A 21,213-nucleotide genomic window follows, 5' to 3' on the forward strand; every position below is an offset into this window, starting at 1 on the left:
CCTTCGGAAAATCTGCCCGGAGGATGTCCTCCTCCGGGCTTTTCTTGATGGTGTCCATGCCGTTCAATTGCCGACGGCCTTGGCCTGATCTTCGGCAGGCAGCTCCGAGGACAGGTAGATGGCACCCGGAAGGTCCTTGCGGCACTGTACCTTGCCCGAGACAGAGTCTTCGAAGGCGGGCGCCTTAAAGATTTCGTCGCTCGGCGGCGTGCCGTCGGTGGCGAGTGCCACCGCCCATTGGACGGCGAGCCTGACATTGTCGTTGCCGGTCGCGACCGTGAACAGCTTGAAGTCCGGGTTCGCGGCCTGGTTTTCCTGCCAGAAGCAGCCGAGCGAATTGCCGTCGGAGGTGGCGAGTGCCGGGATAGACTTGCCCTGCTTGGCAAAAAGCGGCAGCGCGCCGACCAGCGAAGGGCCGAAGTCGGAGACGATTACATCGATCTTCTGGTCCTTGGCGATTTCGGCGGTCAGAACCTTCTGTGTCAGCGCCGGGTCCCAGTTGGTCACCGCGAAGGGCTCCGGATTGATGAAGACATATTCCGGTCCAAGGATGTTCTTCATGCCCTTGAGCTCGTCGAGACCCTGGCTGTTGCCGGCCGGTCCGCTGAGGAACAGGATATTGCCGCCCTTCGGCAGGATGCTCTTGATCCATTTGCCCCAGGTCTCGCCGTCATTGACGAAGGACGAGCCGATGAACTTCGAGTAGTTCTCGCCTTCCTTGCCGCCGACGTTCACGCGGTAGGGGACGATGATCTTGCCGGACTTGAAGACGCTGGTAATGGCCGGAAGAACCGCCGGACCGGCGTCGCCGAATACGACGAGCGCGTCGATACCCTTGGCTGCCATGCTCTTGATGTCCGAGATCGACTTCTGGGTATCGCCCTGGCCATCGGCATATTCATATTTGGTGATGCTGGGGCACAATTCGACGGTCTGCTTGCCGGATGCGGTTGTCACCTGGCGCCAGCTGTTGCCGCCATAGCCGTCGAGCAGCGCCAGCGTGGCCTGCTTGGGGCCGCACCAGGACGGGGTTTCGGCGCTGGCCACCCTGGCACTGCCGAGTGCCATGACCACGGCTGCAACGGAGAACGCCAAGCCCTTCGCGAGAGAAGAGTATTTCATTTCTTTTCCTCCACAGTTTTCGTTCCAGTCGTTTTTCTGAAGTTTACCGTCCAGCGGAGCGAGTAAACACCGATGCCAAAACCCAGCGCCAAGGCCTGGATGATGGTTTGAGCCGAAAAAGGCACCCCGACTGAGAGTGCGAATTGGCTCAATTGGTTCAGGAAGAAGGCCGCAATGACCGTCGAGATCGGATAGCCGCGCCCGCCGAGCAGCGAGGTACCGCCGAGCACGACGACAGCAACGGAAGGCAGTAGCAGGCTGTCGCCCTGGAAGGCGGTCGGCTCGCGGGTAATCCCGGCAATCAGGACGCCGGCCATGCAGTAGAGAAGCTGGGCATAGACATAGGCCATCATCTGGTGGATGCGGACGGCAAGCCCGGCGGCACGGCCCGCCAGCGGGTTGGCCCCGATCGCCTCGAACCTTCGGCCGACCACGGTCTTCTTCAGAACGAAGGAAACGACCGCCAGAGCACCGAGCGCGAAGAAGATCGAGTTGGGAACCCCAAGCGTTTCGCCGCCGGCGATCTCGGCCAGAAGTTCGGTGGTGATCGAGGGCACGCCGCCGGAGACGGCGAAGACGCAGCCATAGAGCAGGGCATTGGTACCGATCGTGGCGATGATCGCGTTGAGCCTGAAGAAGCTGACCAGGACGCCATTGAGGAAGCCGGCGCCCAAAGCGAAGGCGAGGGCGAGCAGGACCGCCTGGAACAACAGCGCATCATTCTGCTGCGGATGATGGGTCGCGATGACGACCGCCAGTGACACGGCGCCGGGCAGCGACAGGTCGAAGCCGCCCTGCTGCACCACGAGCAACTGGCCCAGCCCGACGATCGCGATGATCGCCGCAAAGGGAAGGCTGCCGGAGAATGAGCCCCAGGAGACGCTCGACGGGGCGAAGATCAGGCAGACGATCAGCAGCACGACCGTCGACAAAAGCACCGTCACGAAGCTCCGCGTCAGCGGCATGGACAGAAGGCCCTGCTTTGCAAGTGTGTCCGGCGTGACTGCGGTCGCGTTCATGTCGTCTGGTCTCTCGTCCCAAGGTTCCGGGCAGGGTTCAGGGCAGTATTTTGGCGGCGCGCAATCGGTCGAAGGCGTCGGTGAAGGACCGTGCGGAGTTCTGATAGGCCGTGAAGCCCATGTCGCGGCTCTTGGTCATGTCGGTGAAGTTTTCGATGACGCGGCCGAGATCGGCGTCGGAATGCCACCAGGAGGCGACGGTGGTGAGTGGGTTCTTCTCAAGCCCATGCTTGGCAACGATCGCATTCCAGACCGGCTCCATGCCGGCCATCTGCCCTTCAAGCGGCTGGGCATGGCCGGGATAGGCGGCTGCGAGGACGCCGAGATGGGCGGCGAGCTTCGACCAGAGCCAGCTCCAGCGGAAGACTTCGCCATTGACGATGTTGAAGGCCTGGTTGCGGGCAGCCGGCTCGGTCGCGGCCCACAGCAGGTGTTTGGCGATGATCCGGCCGTCGGTGATGTCGACCGGCGCCTCATATTGCTGCGGCGAGCCCGGAAAGACGAAGGGCCGGCCGGTCTCACGACAGATCGCGGCATAGGCGCCGAGCGTCGCGGCCATGTTCATCTGGTTGCCGACCGCGTAACCGATCAGCGTGTGCGGGCGATGGACCGACCAGCCGAAGCCCTGGCGCTCGGCGGCGGCAAAGACCTCGTCTTCCTGGTCGTAATAGAAATTCTGGTAGGCCAGCCGCGGCTGCTCCTCGCGGAACGGCGTGATCGGCTTGGCCTTCGCATAGGCCTCGAACGGTCCCATGTAATGCTTCAGCCCCGTCACCAGCGCGACATGCCGGACGGGCTTGCCTTCCATCGCGCTCAGCAGATTGCGGACCATGCCCGCATTGACGCGGCAGTTCTCCGCCTCCGTTGCCTGGCGCAGCCAGGTCGTGATGAAGACATCCGTTGGATCGACGCCTGCGAGCGCCTGCATGACGGCAACCGCGTCGGTCAGGTCCACGGCGATATGGGCGACGCCCGTGGGCAGATCGTGCTTGTGGCGAGAGAGGCCGGTGACGATCCAGCCTTCGGCCACCAGCCGTTCCGCAAGATGGCGGCCGATAATGCCGGAGACGCCGGCGATGAGTGCGTGCCGTGCCATCAGTTGAGGCCTCCGGTGTTGAGCGTGATCTTGATGCAGGCCTGCGGATTTTGGCCGAGCTGGAAGGCCTCGACGGCCTCGGTGAGATTGAAGTGATGGGTCTGGATCGGCGACAGGTCGATGCCGGTCTTTTCCAGGAAGCGAATCGCGGCAGGCCAGACGCCGGGCGAGCCGATGCAGCCGCGTACAGTGAGGTTCTTCATCTGGATCAGGCCGAGATTGGCCGGGATTTTCTGGCCGATATTGATGCCGACCATCGACATGCGTCCGTCCTGGCCGACATAATCGAAGGCGGCTGCGAGCGAGGCGCTGTGCCCGGCAGCCTCGATGACGAGATTGGCGCCGCGACCCTGGGTGACTTCCTTGATCCGCTCCGCTGCCACGGAAGGATCGAGCGCCTCGGTGGCGCCGAGTTTCAGCGCGACGTCGCGGCGGGTCGGGATCGGGTCGACGACAATGACATTGGCGCCCATGCCGATGGCGGCCGCGGCTGAGACCAGACCGATCGTGCCGCCACCCGAAACCACCACCGTCTCGCTGGCGTTGGTGCCGCCCGAACGCAGCACGGCGTAGAAGCCGCAGGTGAAGGGCTCGATCAGGGACCCTCTGTTGTCATCCACGCCGTCGGGCAGCTTGTGCAGCCAATCGGGATTGACGTTGAAGAATTCGCGGTCGGCGCCATTCATCGAGAAGCCGAAGTGATGCAGCCGCTCTGGCGTGCGGACCACGCATTCGCCGACGACGCGGTCGCCGACGCGGAAGTTCTTGACCGCCTTGCCGACCTCGACGATTTCGCCGCACCATTCATGGCCTGGAGTCACCGGATAGGAGATCGGGATGATGTAGCGGCCGGCCAGCAGCTCATAGTCCGAATGGCAGATTCCGACGGTGCGAGTGCGCACCATGACCTCGGTGTCATCGATCGTGGGCATCGGAGCATCGATGACGATGGGCTGGTCGGGGTTTTCGAATACGAGCGCCTTCATGTCCTACTCCTGGATGTTTACGACCGCGCCATCCTGGGCCGCCGAGGCGATAATGGCTTCAAGGATCGCGATATTGTTAACGAGTTCGTCGCCTGTGATCGGATAAGGCGCCTCGCCTCTGACGGCACGGGCGAAGGCTACGAGATTGTCGCGGACGGGTTCCGCCGGGGGCACTTCGCGGACCGTGATCGGCGAGCCGGTTTCCGCCGAGGTCACGACCCAGCCGTCTGGCGATTCCACATGCGCCTTGTCGCGGATGTCGATCCAGCCCTTGGTGCCATAGACCGCGAAGCGCGAGACGAAAGGTGTCACCAGCGTTGCCGAAATATAGGCCGTGCCGCCGTTCCTGAAGCGGATATGGGCGCTCATCGTGTCACCCTGCGGGAATTCCGAGCCGAGATTTTCGCAGGCGACGCGAACGTCGCGCGGCGCGCCGAACAGGGCGGCGGAGAGATCGGTAAGGTGGATGCCGGTCGCGGTCATGCCGGCGACGGGCGCTTCTGATGCGTTGAGCCGCCAGTTGTCGGCATTGAGCGACAGGAACTTGTCATGGCTGAAATTGGCCTCGACCTGCAGAAGGCGGCCGAGCTTGCCGGAGCGCGCAGCTTCGAGCATCTCCGCCACCGGCGGCTCCCAGCGCCGCTCATGGCCCATCCCGAGCACGAGGCCCTTGGCCTTGCAGGCATTGACCGCGGCTTCGGCGCCCTTGCGGGTGTGGGCGAGCGGCTTTTCGCAGAAGACATGCTTGCCGGCGGCGACCGCGCGTTCGATCTGCTCGGCATGCAGCGAATGCGGGGTCGCGAGAACGACCGCCTCGACGCCGGGATGGGCCAGAGCTTCCCCGTCGCTGGGATAGCAGGTCAGGCCATTCTCGGCGGCGAAGGCGGCACCGGCGGCATTGGGCTCGGCGGCGCAGACGATCTCGATGTTGCCCGACGCCTTCTGCAGCACGGCCGTCATCTTTCGACCCCACCAGCCGAGGCCGATCATCGCGATTTTGACGGGTTTGTTCTTCTCTGTCATTCCGGCCTCAAATTCTCACCAGGATTTTCATGTGATTGACGGACTTATCGAGCAGGGCGTCGAAGCCCTTTTCGACGACATCGTCCGCCAGAATTTCAGCGGTGCAGATCTTGTCCACCGGAAGAAGCCCCGCCTCGACCATTCGGATGACGCGCGGCCAGCACTGCACCGGGTAGCACCAGGTCGCCTCGACGGTGATGTCCTTGAGCGCCCACAGCATCGGATCGACCGAGGCTGGCTTCATGTGGAGGCCGGTCTGAACGACCTTGCCCTGGCGACGAACGGAGGCGGCGCAGCTGTTAAGGCTAGCCTCGAGGCCGACGCATTCGATGGCGACATCGACGCCGACACCTTCTTCCGTGTGGTCCTTGATAAAGGTGACCACATCGTCCTTGGTCGGATCGAGGCAGATGGCGTCGGGCACGAGCTGCTTGGCGAGGTTTCTGCGATATTCATTGGGTTCGCTGACGAAGATGACAGCCGCACCGGCGGCCCGGACTGCAAGCAGCGTCAGAGCACCGATCGGCCCCAGGCCCGAAATCAGCACCGTCGAACCCGAGGTCACGCCACCGCGGTCGGAGGCATAGACCGCGACCGCCGCCGGCTCGATCATCGCGGCCTGCACATCGCTCACACCCTTCGGCACGACTGCGACATTGTAATCATTGACGACAGCGGTCTCCGCCATGCCGCCCCATGCCCAGCTCAGACCGACGCAGGCCATCTTCTCGCTGAGGTGATAGAGGCCGCGACGACCGTAATAATCATCGCGCGGCGAGATCAGCGGCTGGATCGAGACGCGGTCGCCGACCTTGACGTTTGACACGGCCGAGCCTTTGTCGGCGACGACGGCACTGAACTCGTGGCCGAGGATCTGTGGATTGGTCGCGCCCGAATAGACATGCGGCGTCTGCGGTGTCACGATGGGGCCAGCGATATATTCGTGCAGATCCGTACCGCAGATGCCGGTCACGATCGGCTTGATCAGCACGTCATTGGCGCCAAGCCTGGCCGAAGGGGCGGGGACATCTTCTACGCGAATATCCTTGGCGGCGTGAAATCTCACGGCTTTCATCGGGCGCACTCCTGGGAAAAAGTCATGTCAGTACCATCCCGCCATCGACCATGTAGGTCTGTCCGGTCACGTAGTCGGAGCCCGTCGAGGCAAGAAAGGTCGTCACGCCAGTGATCTCGTCGGGCCGCGCGGCATGGCCGATGAGGATCGACTGGCTGAATTCGTTGATTGATTGCTCCGGCTTCTCGGTGATGCCATGCGCCATAAACTCGCGGTCGAGCTGCTGCCAGAGTTCGGTGCGAACCACTCCCGGCGCGAAGCAATTGACGGTGATATTGTCTGCGGCAAGTGCGCGCGCGGCGGCCTGGGTCACGGCCACGACGGAGAATTTCGAGGCGCAGTAATGGGCGAAGAGCGGATAGCCCTGCTTGCCGGCGATCGAAGCTGTGTTGACGATCTTACCGCCAGTGCCTTGAGCCTTCATCTGCCGGGCTGCCTCCTGGGTCCCGATCAACACCCCAAGCCCATTCACGTCCATGATGCGGCGCCAGTCGTCCTCAGTGACTTCCATGAAGGGGCAGGTCTGGCTAATGCCGGCATTGTTGAACATCACGTCCAGCTTGCCGAAGGCCTTCACAGCTTCTGCGATCAGCGCCCTGGTACTCGCCCGGTCGGCGACGTTGACCTCGGCGGCTATGGCTGATTTTCCGATATCGGCGGCTACGGTCTTTGCGGCATCCAGATTGAGGTCCGCCACGCAAACCACGGCGCCATTTGCTGCCAGATCGCGGGCGATGGCGGCGCCGATCCCACGACCCGCACCTGTGACGATGATCGACTTGCCACTAACCGTTCCCGACACCGCGTCCTCCCTGACCGATAACGGATGAGACAATAAGCTACTGTTATGTCAGAGAAACTTTCCGACGCTGTAACAAGGGCTCAGCGAACAGGCTCCTCTCAAGTCCGCATTTTGATCGTAGCCAAAAGGCCTCCTCTGACCTTCTAAAATTTTCTCAAATTGAGAATGCCGGTAGGATCTCTTCTCCGATCGCATGCGGTGGATCATCTGCAAAGATGTCTAAACGAACAAGTTCGGACATATTCAGCGTTGTCGGCGCGCGATCAATCATCTTCACCTTGTGGTTGGAAGGTCCAAACACATTTGTATGCGCTGAGGTGCCGAAGGTCATAGAGAATCGCGAACGGTGTTCCTGGCGCGCCCTCCATCTGCAGCATCGCGAAAGCGCAGACTTGTATTGCCTGGATGCTGCAAAGATCGGTTCCCACTCTGGGAGGTCGCCTGCTTCGACGATGCATCCGAAAAAGTGATCCGGGACACTTAGGGCACCATTCACCCGAGCACATGCCGGCCGCAAGAGGCGGTTCCGTGGGTGAATCTCGGGCAACATGATCGAAGATGAAAGGACGAAAAATGAAACCTGAAAAACGAAGCAATTTCAGGAGTTCGAGATGGTGGGCGTGACAGGGATCGAACCTGTGACCCCTTCGGTGTGAACACGAGTAGCAGGCCGCAACATACTGATACTCTCGACACGGATCAGTGGGCTGTCTCCTCGAATTCGGCTGTTTCAGGGTCATTGCTTGGGCATAGTTTGGGCGCCAATTCTCCCAGGCTGGAGGCCGCCATCGAGTGGCTTGCGCGCCACCGCGACAGCATCATCGGACCGCCAGTGCCGGCCGTCCGCCTCAAGTTTGATCTCACAAACCTTGAGGCAATCAACGCATTGAGGCTCGGTCGAGCCCTTCGCAATGCGAGGGCGATGTGATGCCCATATGCCATGCGTCGACAATGCAAGACGGGGGCGAATACGATCAGCTGCTTGTAGCGATCTACTCGGCTCCTGCGAAGCGCCTGCATCATCTATCTTGCGTCATATGGGGCGGCCACGCGAATGGTATTCTGCCCGACGAAGCGGCCAATCGCCTGAATGAGGCGATCGAGCGCCGCCGTGAGTTCTTCAGAGCGCGTGGCCATGTTGGCGCAATGCGGCGGCGAGCGGCCACATGGTCGATTGCGCATCCCGCTGATGACCACGAGAGGAAGCGCCGTATTTGGTCGACCGGTGGCGCCTTGCCTAACACTCTGCGATCGATGTTCACGCCTGGCGAGAATGCTGTCGCTGGCATCATTCGACAGGAGGTCCGGCGAAAAGGCAAATGCACTTTGAAGTATTCGACAATCGCGAAGGCCGCAGGCCTTCGCAGTACCACTGTGGTCAAGCGGTTCGTACGTTTGGCGAAGCGGCATAATCTCATCAAAGTTGAAGAGCGGCTTGACGAGCACGGCTATAACGAGCCGAACGTGATCACCATCATCTCTAAGGAATGGCTTAGCTGGATTTCCTACCAGGGGCGTGCCGAGCCAGCGAGCAAAGGGGGCACGGCCGTGCCTACCGATCAGAGACCCCAGAAAACAAGAGAGAAGAGCGAACGGAAGGAATTGGCTAAAAAGACACTTGAAATGATGGCAGCGGTCGGGCTTGGCAGAGACAAGTGGCCACCATATGCGGCGGAGCAGAGGGAGCAGGTGCCCGCCCCGAGGATGCAGGATGGAGGGGAGATCGCGGCGTGATGAAAGCCATCTCAACCCCTGCTGTGGTCGAGCATTGGACCACTACCGAACTCGCGAGCGGAGGACGTGGGCAGTTCGGGCTACTTGCCGACGTCGATAGCCGCCAAGTTGTCTGAAGGCGAACGTACGGTTTTGTCAGTGATCGCCTATGAGTTCTGGTCTCGTCAGGCCTACCCACTGTCCATCGATGAGATCAGCCATGAAGCCGGCGTTGGGAGTAGGACGGTGCAGCGGGCAATCAAGCGGGCAGCGATCGAGACCCTTCTCGATGTTAAGGATCGGAGCGCTTTCATCCAAACGAAAGTGATATTGATACGCCACCGCGAATGGATTTCGCGGATGGGCCGGTGGCATGGGTCCGGCCGGCTTCAGACGAGGTGATCGCCTGTGATGAGGTTGCCAACTCTACCCTTTGGGTCCTTCCAACCGACCCACTGACCCACGGGTAATTCGAACCGCAGCGCACAATCGTATGTGATGAAAATGGCTACTTGGTTTTTCGGTTGTTGTTGTTGCTTCCAACCGGGGAGAGCGAGCCATGATCGAGGAAAAGGCCTTCTATTGAGCTTAAGGGCACGGACGAGAATGGCGCCGTGACCGCTACACTGGGTTTGCTCATGCTCAGCGACGCCAAAGCACTTGCCGGGTCGGATGGGCCTTCACCCTGGCGGCGAGCGCCTACAATCTGGTGCGGTTGCCGAAGCTCTTGACCGTGTCGTCATGATGGTATCCGAGCGCTGCCACTTGATCGGCCGCTGGCAGATCATCGAGGCGGACCTGTGGGATCGGGACTATCTCGATCTGGTCGCGCCCGCAACGATCACCATCGGAGCCGGCAATCACGGTGAAATCACCTTCGGTGTCCTACAAGCCAGCCTCGATCTCGGTTACAGCCCGTCGATGGTATTCTTCACATGGGCCGGATTCGACGAAATGGATGAAGTCGCCGGCGACGGTCACGCTGAATTGCTCGACGACGGCTCAATCGAGATCACATTTGCCTTTCACAATGGCGATGAAGCCATCCTCAGGGCGAAACGAGAGAGTTCTTCAACAGCCTGCTAGGAAAGTGATACCGTCCTTCCTATCACCCTCCTGACGCACCAGCGCCTCGGCTGCTTGCGCTTTTGGATTGCAAGCGCCCGTGCCGAATGAGCCCGCATGAACCTTGCATTCAACGCGGGGTCTTTCGATGGTCTCGCTCCAGAGCTCGAGCTCTCCCGCTGCGGCGATGCATGCGAAGACCCGCGCGAGATGCTCGGCGCCGCCCTGGCGATAGATGGATTTCAGGACGCCGACGGCATGTGTTTTGCCGGGTCCGCAACGCTGATTAACCGGCAGGACGATGACACCGGCGACGGCAAGCAGGTCCTCGAACGTCATTCTGGTTCCTCTCGGATCAACACTTGAGAGAACGGCACTTCGTAACTATTGTGCGCGTCGCAACTAGTGTCTCATTTTGCCATGAATCCTGACTGCAAGCCGGTCGCCTGCCCCAAACTGGCGACCGGCACATTCGCCCGCTCATCGAAAATTCTAGTATGGCGTAAGCTTGGTGTAACGGCGGCCTTCACCGCCGATTAACCAAGTTTGGTCAGAATCGATATCAGCGGCGATCGAGCTCCACGGTTGATGGGTTCACCAAGGTCTGGACGATCGATGCACTCAACACCTGGCGGCGGCAGGATACTCCCAATCTCCACCGTTCGAAAAACAAGTCGGCCGGCTGCGCGTTGTCGGTCGGCTTCTTCCGGTGCCGGAAAAAGCAGATCCCGCATCAAACCGCGCTCCGATCGGCTTTTGAACCTTCCGTCCAACCGCTCGTTGCCCTATCAAGCGCGCGGGCCGCATGCCTGAAGCTTACCCCGGCTTCCCCGTCAGCCCTGTCACGGGGCGCGCGACTTACTTTTTGGCCGGATAGTTTTGATCGGTGTGGGCATGACAACCTCAAGAAGAAGGCTCCAGAAGGAGCCTTGGAGTATTAGTGTCCCAATAAATAATTATTGTTTGTCATCGAGCACTGAGAGCTAAAAGGTGAAAGTGCCGATGCTGATGTCGGTAAGATCCGCACCCTCAAGGGTGATCGTAGACACCGAGTCGACACTGATGACAAGGTTGCCATTCACCGCTTCAATGTGATCCTGGAGCAAGTCTTGATAGCTGTCTATTTGATCCACGCCAGTTAAGTCGATAACGTCGTTGCGCTCAAACTGCTTGACTACATCGCGTCCATCCCTTGACGAAAAGAAGAATGTGTCACTGCCCGGCGATCCCCACAAAATGTCATTTCCCCGACCGCCTGTTATCAGATCGTCGCCGCTGAACCCGATTAGTTCATCACGGCCTGAGTCCCCGAAAAGATAGTCCTTGCCGTTGGTGCCTCGCACGATATCGTTGCCTGTGCCGCCGGACAACTCGGAGCCAACAGTGTCGAATCCGCCGTCAATGAAGTCATCTCCCGCTTCGCCATAGACGATGTCGTAGTTGTCTCCTCCCCAAATTCTATCGTTTCCGGCACCGGCATAAATCTCGTCCCTGCCTGCTAGACCAACGATCACGTCATTGCGCCGCGTTCCTTGTAAAAAGTCATCGGCGGACGTTCCCTTAATTCTCACCATATCACTCCCCTGAGCGTGCTTAACATTAAAAAAAATGCATTTTGCAGTAACCATGTCTACTGGGAAGTTTTGATCTATGTATTTGAGATCTTAACAGAGCGTGGCTCAAGAGCATTTCAATGATCTCGCCGACTGTGCCGGCTTGCAGCGACGCAGAGCCCCGTTCGCACATTGATGCGGGCGGGGTTTCAAGTTCTAGACTTGGCATTATATTAGGTATGCGAGACGCTCACTTTAGTATCGCAGCAGGTGCGACCGTTGCTGCGGGCTGGGCGCCGACTCCATGACAATGCCCAGTTCCTTTAGTACGCTACGCGCAAAGCCTCTTAAGTCCTCCGAGTAGATTTGCGTGCACAGGAACACTTCATTCACCTCACCTTTACGCATGATCTGTTAAACAGATTCACCGCGACGCGCCCGCGATGTGTTTGGCGTGTCGCGGTGATCGGCGCTCTCCAGCGCTGGTCGCGTCGACATGGAGCGACGCAGAGCCCCGTCCGCGCATTACCGCGGGCGGGGTTTCTCATTTGTTGAACAAGTCTCGCCAATCTCAACAATGGCTAGACTTTTGGCTGAAACAAATAAGATCTCAATTGCGTTCGGCGGGGCACCAGAAAGCCGATTGGCCGCCTGGCTGCAGCGAGGGCCGGCTGCCACTCCATGGGCGGACGGCCCTTTTTTCATGATCAGTCCGTATGCGTGGCCGAAACCGCGTTCTTCACAGCCGCGCCTAGAGCCGTGGTGTGCTTCCGGTTCGCTGGATCGAACGCTGGAACGCCCATGCTCTTGGATGGGGCCGCATGATCGATAGGCAGGAAGTTTCAAATTTCCGCGCCCCGCCGTCCGCGCTATCAGAGATCGCGACCTGAGGCACAGAAACCAACATATTGACCCTGGCGATGAAAGCATCCGGCGAGAAGCGTGCTTTGCGGAGCAGGTCGGATGCAGGAAATTGATTAGAGACCCAAATAGGCGAGTGCGCCGATCAAATTGGACTTCGGCCCGCTTGGACCAACCTGCACCTGCGACACGTCGATTGTGCCAGATACAATTGAACCCTTGCCTCCGGATTCTGCCGTGCTGAATGCCGGGAGCCCAGACGCGTCGTTTGGCAAATACAAATTGTCAGAGATGACTTCCAACTCAGTGGGGCTCCCAACCGTCGCCATTGCAAGATGATATCGGGGATAGAGTTCGCGGCCGGTATATTGCGCATACACCGTCCCGTCCTCGGAGATCTGAACCTGTTCGAGGCTGCATGGCTGACTACCGTTTGTGACAGTGCGCACCGAAAACTCCCCTGCAACTTGGGTCAATTGCGAGAGATACAGTTCCAGTTTCCTCATATTCGGAACCGAACCACCGTCCTCACTGCCTGGAAGCGTAAGATCCGAGGGCAAGCCAATTGGCTTGCCGAAGGCGTCGAACTCTACATCAATAGGCGAAGTCACGAGTGAGCCGGGTGCATATGGAAATGCGTTGGTCGTCGAATTACGCCCAGCGGCGTCGAAAATCGAAACCTGCCAGCTGTTTACCCCTGTTTTGGAGAAATAGACATCGTAACGCACCGGTTTGCCCTGTGTGTCGTAGGCGTCCACGAATGTCATATTGGTGAACCTTGTGTTAACGCCAGATGTTGCGCTCGGCAAGGCGGCAGCATCGACTACATCAGCGGAAGCGTCGAGGTTGCCCGAAAAAGTACTGTAGGACGATCCATCACCAGGAAAGTGGGTCGGGAGATTAACCGGCTCCAGCTGTGAATAATCAGTCGCGACATGCGCGGCACTAGAGTCGTGGGGATAACCAAGAAGCGTATTGCCGTCAGCATCTGATATATTGCCATTCTCATGGACGGAGAATGAGCCCTCTCTCGTCAAATAAGTCGTTCCGGCCGGATCTGAGACAACCAAATAGCCCTCTCCCTCTACCGCGACGTTGGGGGGAAGGAGGACAGAGTTTTGAACAGTGTTAACGGCACTGATGCCGATTTCCTCAGTTGCCTGCAGCGTTGTGGCAGGGACCGTCGACGGCTCTGCCAATAACAGCGATGCAAATTTCATCGACGCTTCTGCATCGCTGGATGAAGCAGCGCTTGTGAAACCATTGGCTGCTGCGTCGGCGCGGCTGAAATCCACCTTCAAGGGGGACGTGCCCGCCGCTACCGTGTCGAAGAAAGCCATGACGTATCCTCTCGCCCAGAATTCCCTGAAGCAACTTACACCCAGCTACTTGCGTGGACCTTGGCACGATCGATCAGCGCAGCCGTGAAGCCCGCGGGCACGGCCAGGCGCACGAATTCCGACAAGACCTAAATATTCCCCCTGCCCGGATGAGTCGCTCGTCGTAACTAGCAGGTGCCGCATCAGATCGAGGGCCAGGAGCCTCGTTTCCTGTTTGCAGGCTGCTGCTAAACCAGTCGAAAGAACCGGTCGAACCGTTTTGGCCCGGTCCGGCGGCCCGTGGAGTGGTGGACGTCGGTCCACCGCAGGAGAGGATGGCACGGGCCACTTGACGTGCAGCTAAGCCTTCAGTCGGATCCCGGACAAATGGCCAGTCGTTGGAACCTTGCCCCAAACCGGTGTTGCTGTCGATAGCTGTTCGGCCCCATTTTCTTGCCATCAACTACCTTCTCCTTCCCACTCCCGGGAAAGACGATCGTGGTGAGCCTGCTCGTCAGGTCGGTCATCGTCCTATCGTTCCGCAGCCACAGGAACAAATCATAGATCACAACAGATGAGACGACGTGGAGACGGGACTCCGATTACCAAAAGACGAACAAGCAGAAAGATCACCGATTCCCTTTGAGCGGGGGTGTTCGCGATCATCTGTGTTCCGCCTCGGCCGACAACGGTGCCAACCTCGACTCCGTCCGACTAAGGTGTTGCGCGCAATCGCATGCATGACTGCGCCTGGGGATTGGCCGCCAGCGCCCGCCGGCTACGCTGAGAAATTGGCCGCGCTGGGCTCTCGCTGGTAATGAAGGGCGGGTACGCTACGCAACCACGGTTGTGGCTGAGGGGGGCGCACCGATCCGCTGAGCTGGCGAACGGTTTGTCGTCCTCCACATCGCAGAAGGTCCTTAGTAGCGTGAATGAGGTGAAGACATTGCTCTTGAAGGCTCCGGGAGGAAAGCGCTATTTGACTTCGCGACTGCCCTGCAAATGACGATTAGTTCTCCCGAAACCATCAAGATACCTCCCGTAGTCGCTCTTTCGATACCCCGCAGCCTGTTTCTCAAACTCATCCGGGGAAATATACCCCTGCAGCAGTGCAACCTCTTCCGGGCAAGCAATCTTGAAGCCCTGGCGCTTCTCAAGCGTGCGGACGAATTCGGCGGCTTCAAGCAGACTGTCAGGCGTACCGGTATCGAGCCAGGCATAGCCGCGGCCCATTATTGACACTTTGAGCTTGTCCTGCTCGAGATAGGCGCGGTTTACATCGGTGATTTCATATTCGCCGCGCGCCGAGGGTTTCAGGTTCGCGGCAATGTCGATCACGGCGGAATCGTAGAAATAGAGGCCGGCGACGGCCCAGTTGGATTTGGGCGCCTTGGGCTTCTCCTCGATCGAGACGGCGCGCATCCTGTCGTCGAATTCCACGACGCCGTAGCGCTCGGGATCGACAACGTGATAGGCGAAGACGGTTCCCCCGTCGATATTTGCCCGTGCCTCCGTCAGCAGGTCCGGCAGGCCATGGCCGAAGAAGATGTTGTCGCCGAGGATCAGGCAGGAGGGGGAATTGCCGATGAAGTCGGCGCCGATGACAAACGCTTGCGCCAGCCCATTGGGCACCGGCTGCACCGCATAGGAGAGCGCGAGCCCCCATTGCGAGCCGTCGCCCAAGAGCGTCTGGAACAGCGGCATGTCATGCGGCGTCGAGATGATGAGGATCTCCCGGATCCCGGCCAGCATCAGCGTGGTCAACGGGTAATAGATCATTGGCTTGTCATAGACCGGCAGGAGCTGCTTGCTGATCGCAAGCGTCATCGGATGCAGCCTTGTGCCGCTGCCGCCCGCGAGGATGATGCCCTTCATTGCCCTCCTCCATTCATGCGCCGCGCCTCCTCGTCAGATTTGGGCCCGAGCAGCGCGTCGACCACCTCTTTTGTCGACTCGCGCCAGTCCGGCAATGCGATGCCGTAGATCTGTTTCAGCTTTTTGCCCGAAAGTCTCGAATTTTCCGGCCGCCTGACCGGTGACGGATATTGGTCCGAGCTGATCGGGATCACCTCGACCGGCCTGCGGCCATGGGCTTCGGCGGCCCGGAAGATGGCGCGAGCAAAATCCGCCCAACTCGCTTCCCCCGACCCCGTGAGATGGAAGACGCCGCGATAACGAGCATCGCTGTCCTCCACCATGCGTTGCGCGGCAAGAATCATCGCATTGGCAATGTCCCAGGCCGATGTCGGGCAACCACGCTGGTCGGCGACAACCGAAAGCACCTCGCGCGTTTCGCCTAGCCGCAGCATCGTTTTGGCGAAATTCGATCCATAGGGCGAATAGATCCAGGCTGTCCGGAAGATCGCGTGATTGTCGGTGGTCGCCGCGACACGCTTCTCGCCTTCGAGCTTGGAGGCGCCGTAAACGGAGGCCGGCCCGGTCGGATCGTTTTCGACATAGGCGTCTGGTTTAGTGCCGCCGAAAACGTAATCCGTCGAAAGATGCAGCACGGGCACGCGGAGCCTATGCGCTGCTTCCGCCACGGCGCCGGCACCCATACCATTGACGGCGAAGGCGAGATCCTTCTCCGACTCGGCCTTGTCGACGGCGGTGTAGGCGGCAGCGGAGACGATCGCGTCCGGCCGCGCGGCGGCGAGCGGCGGGAGAACGGATCGCGGATCCGCAAGATCGAGCGCTGGCCGGCCGAGAGCGACGATCTCGACGCCCAAGGACGGGCCGAGCGCCACCATCGCGCGGGCGACCTGACCTTCCTTGCCGGTCAGGGCTATCCGAAGCCGGCTCATCTCTGCTTCTCCAGCATGCCGAGGCGCTCGCCGGAATAGACTGTCTCGCGCAGCGGCCGCCACCACCAGTCATTGTCGAGATACCATGCCACGGTCTTTTCGATGCCGCTCTCGAAATTCTCTTGCGCCTTCCAGCCGAGCTCGGTCTCGAGCCGGGTTGCATCGATCGCATAGCGCGCGTCATGGCCGGGACGGTCAGTCACATACCTTATGAGTTGCGCGTGGGGCTTGTCCGTCGGCCGCAGCTTGTCCATGATCGCGCAGATGCGCGTGACGACATCGATGTTGCGCCGCTCGTTGCGGCCGCCAACATTGTACTTCTCGCCCAGCCGACCCCTGGATGCGATGAGATGGAGCGCGCGGGCATGGTCGTCGACATAGAGCCAGTCGCGGACATTGGCGCCCCTGCCGTAGACCGGCAGCGGCCTGCCTTCGAGCGCATTGAGGATGACGAGCGGGATGAGCTTTTCCGGAAAATGGTAGGGCCCGTAATTGTTGGAGCAGTTCGACACAACGACCGGCAGGCCATAGGTGCGGTGCCAGGCGATTGCGAGATGATCACTCGCCGCCTTCGAGGCGGAATAGGGGGAGGATGGATCATAGGGCGTTTCTTCACGAAACAGCCCTTCGTCGCCGAGCGAGCCATAGACCTCGTCGGTCGAGACATGCAGGAATCGGAAGCCATCCCTGGCCTCGCCGGCCAGGCCGTCCCAATAGCGCCGGGCGGCCTCGAGAAGCTTGAAAGTCCCCGTCACGTTGGTCTCGATGAAGGCCGCGGCCCCAGTGATCGAGCGGTCGACATGGCTCTCGGCGGCAAGATGTATCACCTGGTCGGGACGGAAGCTCTCGAAGGCTTCCGCCATAGCCCGCCCATCGCAGATGTCGACCTTGAGAAATTGATAGTTTGCCGCATTCTCGATGACCTTGAGCGAGGCGAGATTGCCGGCATAGGTCAACTTGTCGACATTGAGCACCTCGGCGCCGACATCGCGCACGAGATGGCGGACAAGCGCCGAGCCGATGAAGCCGGCGCCGCCGGTAACAAGAATGCGCATTTTTGACTCTCAATATTCATGTGAAAGTTTCTGGCAGCTTCGCGAGCTCTGGCCATTTTCGATCTTTGTCAGACAGGACCGCGTCGCCTTCCGAGGTTCCCCAATCCACGGCGAGAGCAGGATCGCTCCAGAGCAACCCACGGTCATGGGACGGACTATAATAGTCTGTTACCAGATAGAATACCTCGGCATCGCTGCTCCGCGTCACGAAACCATGGGCAAAGCCCGGAGGGACCCACAGCTGATGACCGTTTTCTGCGCTTAGCTCCACCGACACATGTCTGCCGAAACTCTGCGACGAGCGGCGGATATCAACGGCGACGTCCAATATTGTGCCCTTCAAGCAACTTACCAGCTTGCCTTGCGCACGTGGTTCGATCTGAAAATGGAGGCCACGTACCGTTCCGACGGCGGCGGACATTGAATGGTTGTGCTGAACGAAGTTCACCGGACCAGCGAGGTCGGAAAATTTGTCGTGGCGAAACGTCTCTGCAAACCAGCCCCGCGCGTCACCAATCTTGGTCGGCTTGACCAACAGAGGTCCCTGAATGTCGACCGTTTCGAAATCCATGTTGCATTCCTGCCTCGTCCAGCCCCTACCTACAAGAAGTTCGGCAGCAAGTGAATATTTGTGCGCGCCCGACGGCAGAACTGCCGACGGAAACCGTTAAGTTCAAAGGCAGCCCTCGGCTCCGCTATTCCAACATTGGAGGCCAGTCAAGGCCATGCAAGCCACCGCATCGAGACCGCGTGTTCGAAGCGTGGCGTGAAATTTACGAGGGCGAGACCCCGCTGGATTACTAGGTCAACAGGAACCGGCAACGGGCGCCGCCGAGCGACTTCCGAAGACCATTGCGGGTTCCCATCAACATAGTTCGAGTCTCCTCATCGCATGCACCTATTCGTCATCCTTCAGTCCCGCATTTCGCTCTGTGGAAGTCCGCGCTGCGCATATTCAACCTGCATCAATAGGCAGAAAGGAATCGGTCGAGTGAAACGTCGTGTTCACTCTGGCATTTACTGAATGAACGCCAGAGCCTGTCGGCTTTCCGCCGAGTAATACATGAACGAAGCAGTTTGAAATTTGAAGCGGTAAGACGACTTCATTGTGAACAAACGTAATACGTTTGATTGTTTTTTTTCTCGCACGCATTTAAGTGGTTGAATTAGCCTTCCAAACATGGCAAACGGGACACTAGCAGGTGCGCAAAGAGGGAATCAGACCATGGCTACAGTGACTGGTGTAGATGCAAGCGATCCAAAAATCACCACCGATCCGAATGATCCGCTTTATGTTGACCTGTCCGGCGATACCGGCAGCTTCAATGTGACGGTGAAGGGCAGCGAAGGTGGCGACACGGTTATCCTCGGAGATTTCGAGGGCAAGGTCAACACGGGCGACGGCAACGATCTTGTTGATGTGTCAGGTGGTGGCAGCACCGTTACCGGCGGCGGCGGCAACGACTATATGGTCTCCAGCGACGCAGACGACGTCGCTAAGGTCAGTGGTGACGGAAACACGTTCATTTTCAAGGGCGACAGCGGTAAAGACGTCATTGACGGCTTCGACCTCAAGAACGACGTGATCAAGCTCCGCGGCTACGATAGATTTGAAAATGCCAAGGATGTGCTCAAGCACGCCAAGCAAGACGGTGACAACGTGGTCATTAAGCTCGGCGATGGCAATAAGATCACACTCTTGAACGTTGATCTCAAGGATCTCAAGAAGAATCCAGGCGACCACTTCGACGTCAGCTGAGAAACATCGACTTAGGATGAAAATCCCCGCTTTGCGGGGATTTTTTTTGGAGGTTCAATACTCGGATGATCTTGGGACGGGTCGACAAAGTTGGAAATCACCGTGTTTTTGGGTGGGCAGCGGATGACAGAGATTTTTCCGAGTGTCTGTCGATAGAAATCGTCCATGATGGGTCAGTGGTCGCGCGTGGATCGGCTGACCGGTTTCGTGCCGACCTCAAGTCTGGCGGCTTTGGCGCGGGCGATCATGCGTTCGAAATCGACCTCCCCCCCCATCAAACCTTGACAGGCTTCGAGGTCCGAGCGATCGGTACAGACTGTAGTGCCACTCTGGCGTTTGCGGACGCCGAAGAGCATAAGTTTTCTGAACTATATGACATACTCGTCGCTCGCTATGACACGCTGTTCGCCGCGATGGCGCAACGTTCCCAGGCCTTCGAGCGAGAATTCCGCGGCTCGCTGAACCAGCAGATCGAGGATCGTACGGGGCGGATTAGTGAAACCCTCCAAGACTTCAATGCGCGCCTTGATACTGCAGAGGTTTCACTGCTCCGGATCGATGAAATGGTAAGGCGCTTGGTTGAAAATAATGCAAAAAAGCGACGGAAGCGGTTCTTTGGATTGTTCTGAAGTGAAAGGGCTTTGAATGAAGGTTCTGTTCATTCATCCCAAGGCGCCTGGCCAGTTTTCGAAGCTGATAGAGCATTATTTGAGTGACGGGCAAAATGAAGTCGCCGTTATTCATATGGGCTCTGAAGACCTGCGTAAACAGTATCCCGCCGAGCTTACGAGACTTCTAGACTACGACGTGCGTGCACTCGCATCTCTCGACTCGAACCAGAAACCATATTTACGCGGGCTGGATAACTTCATCCGCTCGGCCACAGCGACTGCCAACGCCGCAAAGCGCCTGCTAAACAATGGGTGGGCGCCAGATGTCGTCTACAGTCATAGCGGGTTTGGGCTGGGCGCATTCGTCCATAATGTTTTTCCTGATGCCGTATACCTTAAATACTGCGAGTGGTTCTATCGAAATGCCGAGGATGGTGCTGAGTTTTTTACAGGACCTCGAAATGTCGATGGAAGAGTTGGAACTGAACTTCTAAACGGGCCAATTCTGTGGGATCTGACACGCGCAGATATTATGGTGGCACCGACGTCTTGGCAGCGCCAGCAGTTTCCTAAGCACATCCGCCAGTCGATTCATGTTGTTCCGGATGGCATTGATGCAAGTCGCCTGAGCCCTGATCCGGCAGCTCAATTTTCGGCACCTTCAGGCAGGAACTTCTCGAAGGGGGATAGGGTCGTAACTTACGTGGGGCGTGGCGCAGATCCCTTCCGCGGCTTCAAGCAGTTCATGGATGCACTGGGCCTGCTTCAAGCCGCCGATCCGACGCTCGAGGCTATTATCGTTGGCGATCAACTAACCTACTACGGACCCGGCCCTGGTACGGACGCCTATTTCAAATCTGTCATGGCTGAGGCTAACATCGATCGTGATCGCACCCATTTCACTGGATCGGTTTCCTACGACGATTTCGTAAGCGTCCTTCAAGTCTCTGCCGTCCATGTGTATTTGACGGCGCCATTTGTTCTATCTTGGTCAGCGCTTGAGGCAATGGCGTGTGGTTGTGCGATTGTAGCCTCGAACACTGAGCCGATCTGGGAGTTTATCGACGACGGCGAAGAAGGGTTGCTGGCCGATTTCAATGACCCTCATGAGATAGCCTCGAGGGTGTTTATGATGCTGGACAACGAGCAACTGCGTGCGAACTGTGGAGCCAGCGCGCGAAAGCGGGTGATTGGAAGCTGGGATCTCAAGGCAGCTCTTGCAGCTCACCTCGAATTGGTCCAGTCGGCGCTGAACAGTCGCCCGTCAGTGTCCGTCGAACAGGGAACAAAAGGGCATATTTCTAGTGAAATCACGACCGGTTAGCGGTATGGTCATTTTCGAGATTCAGA

20 protein-coding genes are annotated in these 21,213 nt (G+C 58.9%); 6 read left to right on the top strand and 14 right to left on the bottom strand.

Translation table 11 applies throughout. The features are described 5' to 3' along the window. Positions 1–63 precede the first annotated feature (63 nt). The 8 genes from AC2YI2_RS13960 to AC2YI2_RS13995 all read right to left on the bottom strand — a co-directional run bounded on the left by AC2YI2_RS13960 (position 64) and on the right by AC2YI2_RS13995 (position 7,454). Positions 64–1,122, bottom strand: a complete 1,059-nt coding sequence (locus AC2YI2_RS13960; RefSeq protein ID WP_487387080.1) for a substrate-binding domain-containing protein — start codon at positions 1,120–1,122, stop codon at positions 64–66. After that, the gene (locus AC2YI2_RS13965) at positions 1,119–2,141 is read right to left on the bottom strand and encodes an ABC transporter permease (protein WP_487387081.1); all 1,023 of its coding nucleotides are present in this window, start codon (positions 2,139–2,141) and stop codon (positions 1,119–1,121) included. The genes AC2YI2_RS13960 and AC2YI2_RS13965 overlap by 4 nt, the downstream gene beginning before the upstream one ends. Positions 2,142–2,178: 37 nt before the next feature. Next, positions 2,179–3,237 carry an SDR family oxidoreductase gene (locus AC2YI2_RS13970; RefSeq protein WP_487387082.1) on the bottom strand — a complete coding sequence of 353 codons (1,059 nt, stop codon included), beginning with the start codon at positions 3,235–3,237 and terminating at the stop codon, positions 2,179–2,181. Further along, positions 3,237–4,223, bottom strand: coding sequence for a zinc-dependent alcohol dehydrogenase (locus tag AC2YI2_RS13975; protein ID WP_487387083.1), 987 nt, complete (start codon positions 4,221–4,223; stop codon positions 3,237–3,239). Before AC2YI2_RS13975 ends, AC2YI2_RS13970 begins: the two co-directional genes overlap by 1 nt. A 3-nt stretch (positions 4,224–4,226) precedes the next feature. Next, positions 4,227–5,246, bottom strand: a complete 1,020-nt coding sequence (locus AC2YI2_RS13980; RefSeq protein ID WP_487387084.1) for a Gfo/Idh/MocA family protein — start codon at positions 5,244–5,246, stop codon at positions 4,227–4,229. Positions 5,247–5,253: 7 nt separating this feature from the next. Then, positions 5,254–6,321, bottom strand: a complete 1,068-nt coding sequence (locus AC2YI2_RS13985; protein ID WP_487387085.1) for a 2,3-butanediol dehydrogenase — start codon at positions 6,319–6,321, stop codon at positions 5,254–5,256. 22 nt (positions 6,322–6,343) lie between these two features. Beyond that, the gene (locus AC2YI2_RS13990; protein WP_487387086.1) at positions 6,344–7,123 is read right to left on the bottom strand and encodes a glucose 1-dehydrogenase; all 780 of its coding nucleotides are present in this window, start codon (positions 7,121–7,123) and stop codon (positions 6,344–6,346) included. Positions 7,124–7,277: 154 nt separating this feature from the next. Then, positions 7,278–7,454: a hypothetical protein gene (locus AC2YI2_RS13995; protein ID WP_487387087.1), complete on the bottom strand. Its 177-nt coding sequence runs from the start codon at positions 7,452–7,454 to the stop codon at positions 7,278–7,280. 620 nt (positions 7,455–8,074) lie between these two features. Here AC2YI2_RS13995 and AC2YI2_RS14000 point away from each other — a divergent pair. From AC2YI2_RS14000 to AC2YI2_RS14010, 3 genes are all read left to right on the top strand, one after another. Further along, the gene (locus AC2YI2_RS14000; RefSeq protein WP_487387088.1) at positions 8,075–8,857 is read left to right on the top strand and encodes a hypothetical protein; all 783 of its coding nucleotides are present in this window, start codon (positions 8,075–8,077) and stop codon (positions 8,855–8,857) included. Positions 8,858–9,580: 723 nt separating this feature from the next. Beyond that, positions 9,581–9,922: a hypothetical protein gene (locus AC2YI2_RS14005; RefSeq protein WP_487387250.1), complete on the top strand. Its 342-nt coding sequence runs from the start codon at positions 9,581–9,583 to the stop codon at positions 9,920–9,922. Positions 9,923–10,018: 96 nt separating this feature from the next. Next, positions 10,019–10,267, top strand: a complete 249-nt coding sequence (locus tag AC2YI2_RS14010) for a hypothetical protein (RefSeq protein WP_487387089.1) — start codon at positions 10,019–10,021, stop codon at positions 10,265–10,267. 617 nt (positions 10,268–10,884) lie between these two features. On the opposite strand, the gene AC2YI2_RS14015 is transcribed toward AC2YI2_RS14010, so the two are convergent. The 6 genes from AC2YI2_RS14015 to rfbC form a co-directional block, all read right to left on the bottom strand. Continuing rightward, positions 10,885–11,475, bottom strand: a complete 591-nt coding sequence (locus AC2YI2_RS14015) for a calcium-binding protein (protein WP_487387090.1) — start codon at positions 11,473–11,475, stop codon at positions 10,885–10,887. A 956-nt stretch (positions 11,476–12,431) separates the two neighbouring features. Beyond that, positions 12,432–13,655, bottom strand: a complete 1,224-nt coding sequence (locus AC2YI2_RS14020) for a flagellar hook-basal body complex protein (protein ID WP_487387091.1) — start codon at positions 13,653–13,655, stop codon at positions 12,432–12,434. Between the two features lie 954 nt (positions 13,656–14,609). Beyond that, positions 14,610–15,509 carry a glucose-1-phosphate thymidylyltransferase RfbA gene (gene rfbA / locus AC2YI2_RS14025; protein ID WP_487387092.1) on the bottom strand — a complete coding sequence of 300 codons (900 nt, stop codon included), beginning with the start codon at positions 15,507–15,509 and terminating at the stop codon, positions 14,610–14,612. Next, on the bottom strand, positions 15,506–16,438 hold the full coding sequence (rfbD, locus tag AC2YI2_RS14030) for a dTDP-4-dehydrorhamnose reductase (protein WP_487387093.1): 933 nt from the start codon (positions 16,436–16,438) through the stop codon (positions 15,506–15,508). Before rfbD ends, rfbA begins: the two co-directional genes overlap by 4 nt. Continuing rightward, positions 16,435–17,493: a dTDP-glucose 4,6-dehydratase gene (gene rfbB, locus AC2YI2_RS14035; RefSeq protein ID WP_487387094.1), complete on the bottom strand. Its 1,059-nt coding sequence runs from the start codon at positions 17,491–17,493 to the stop codon at positions 16,435–16,437. Before rfbB ends, rfbD begins: the two co-directional genes overlap by 4 nt. A gap of 16 nt (positions 17,494–17,509) precedes the next feature. Then, positions 17,510–18,064: a dTDP-4-dehydrorhamnose 3,5-epimerase gene (gene rfbC, locus AC2YI2_RS14040; RefSeq protein ID WP_487387095.1), complete on the bottom strand. Its 555-nt coding sequence runs from the start codon at positions 18,062–18,064 to the stop codon at positions 17,510–17,512. A gap of 654 nt (positions 18,065–18,718) precedes the next feature. Between rfbC and AC2YI2_RS14045 the strand changes: the two genes are divergently transcribed. From AC2YI2_RS14045 to AC2YI2_RS14055, 3 genes are all read left to right on the top strand, one after another. Further along, on the top strand, positions 18,719–19,252 hold the full coding sequence (locus AC2YI2_RS14045; protein WP_487387096.1) for a hypothetical protein: 534 nt from the start codon (positions 18,719–18,721) through the stop codon (positions 19,250–19,252). 65 nt (positions 19,253–19,317) lie between these two features. Further along, positions 19,318–19,881 carry a hypothetical protein gene (locus AC2YI2_RS14050; protein WP_487387097.1) on the top strand — a complete coding sequence of 188 codons (564 nt, stop codon included), beginning with the start codon at positions 19,318–19,320 and terminating at the stop codon, positions 19,879–19,881. 16 nt (positions 19,882–19,897) lie between these two features. Next, positions 19,898–21,187, top strand: coding sequence for a glycosyltransferase (locus tag AC2YI2_RS14055; protein ID WP_487387098.1), 1,290 nt, complete (start codon positions 19,898–19,900; stop codon positions 21,185–21,187). Positions 21,188–21,213 lie beyond the last annotated feature (26 nt).

The sequence above is a fragment of the Rhizobium sp. SRI_017 genome, from assembly GCF_057586295.1.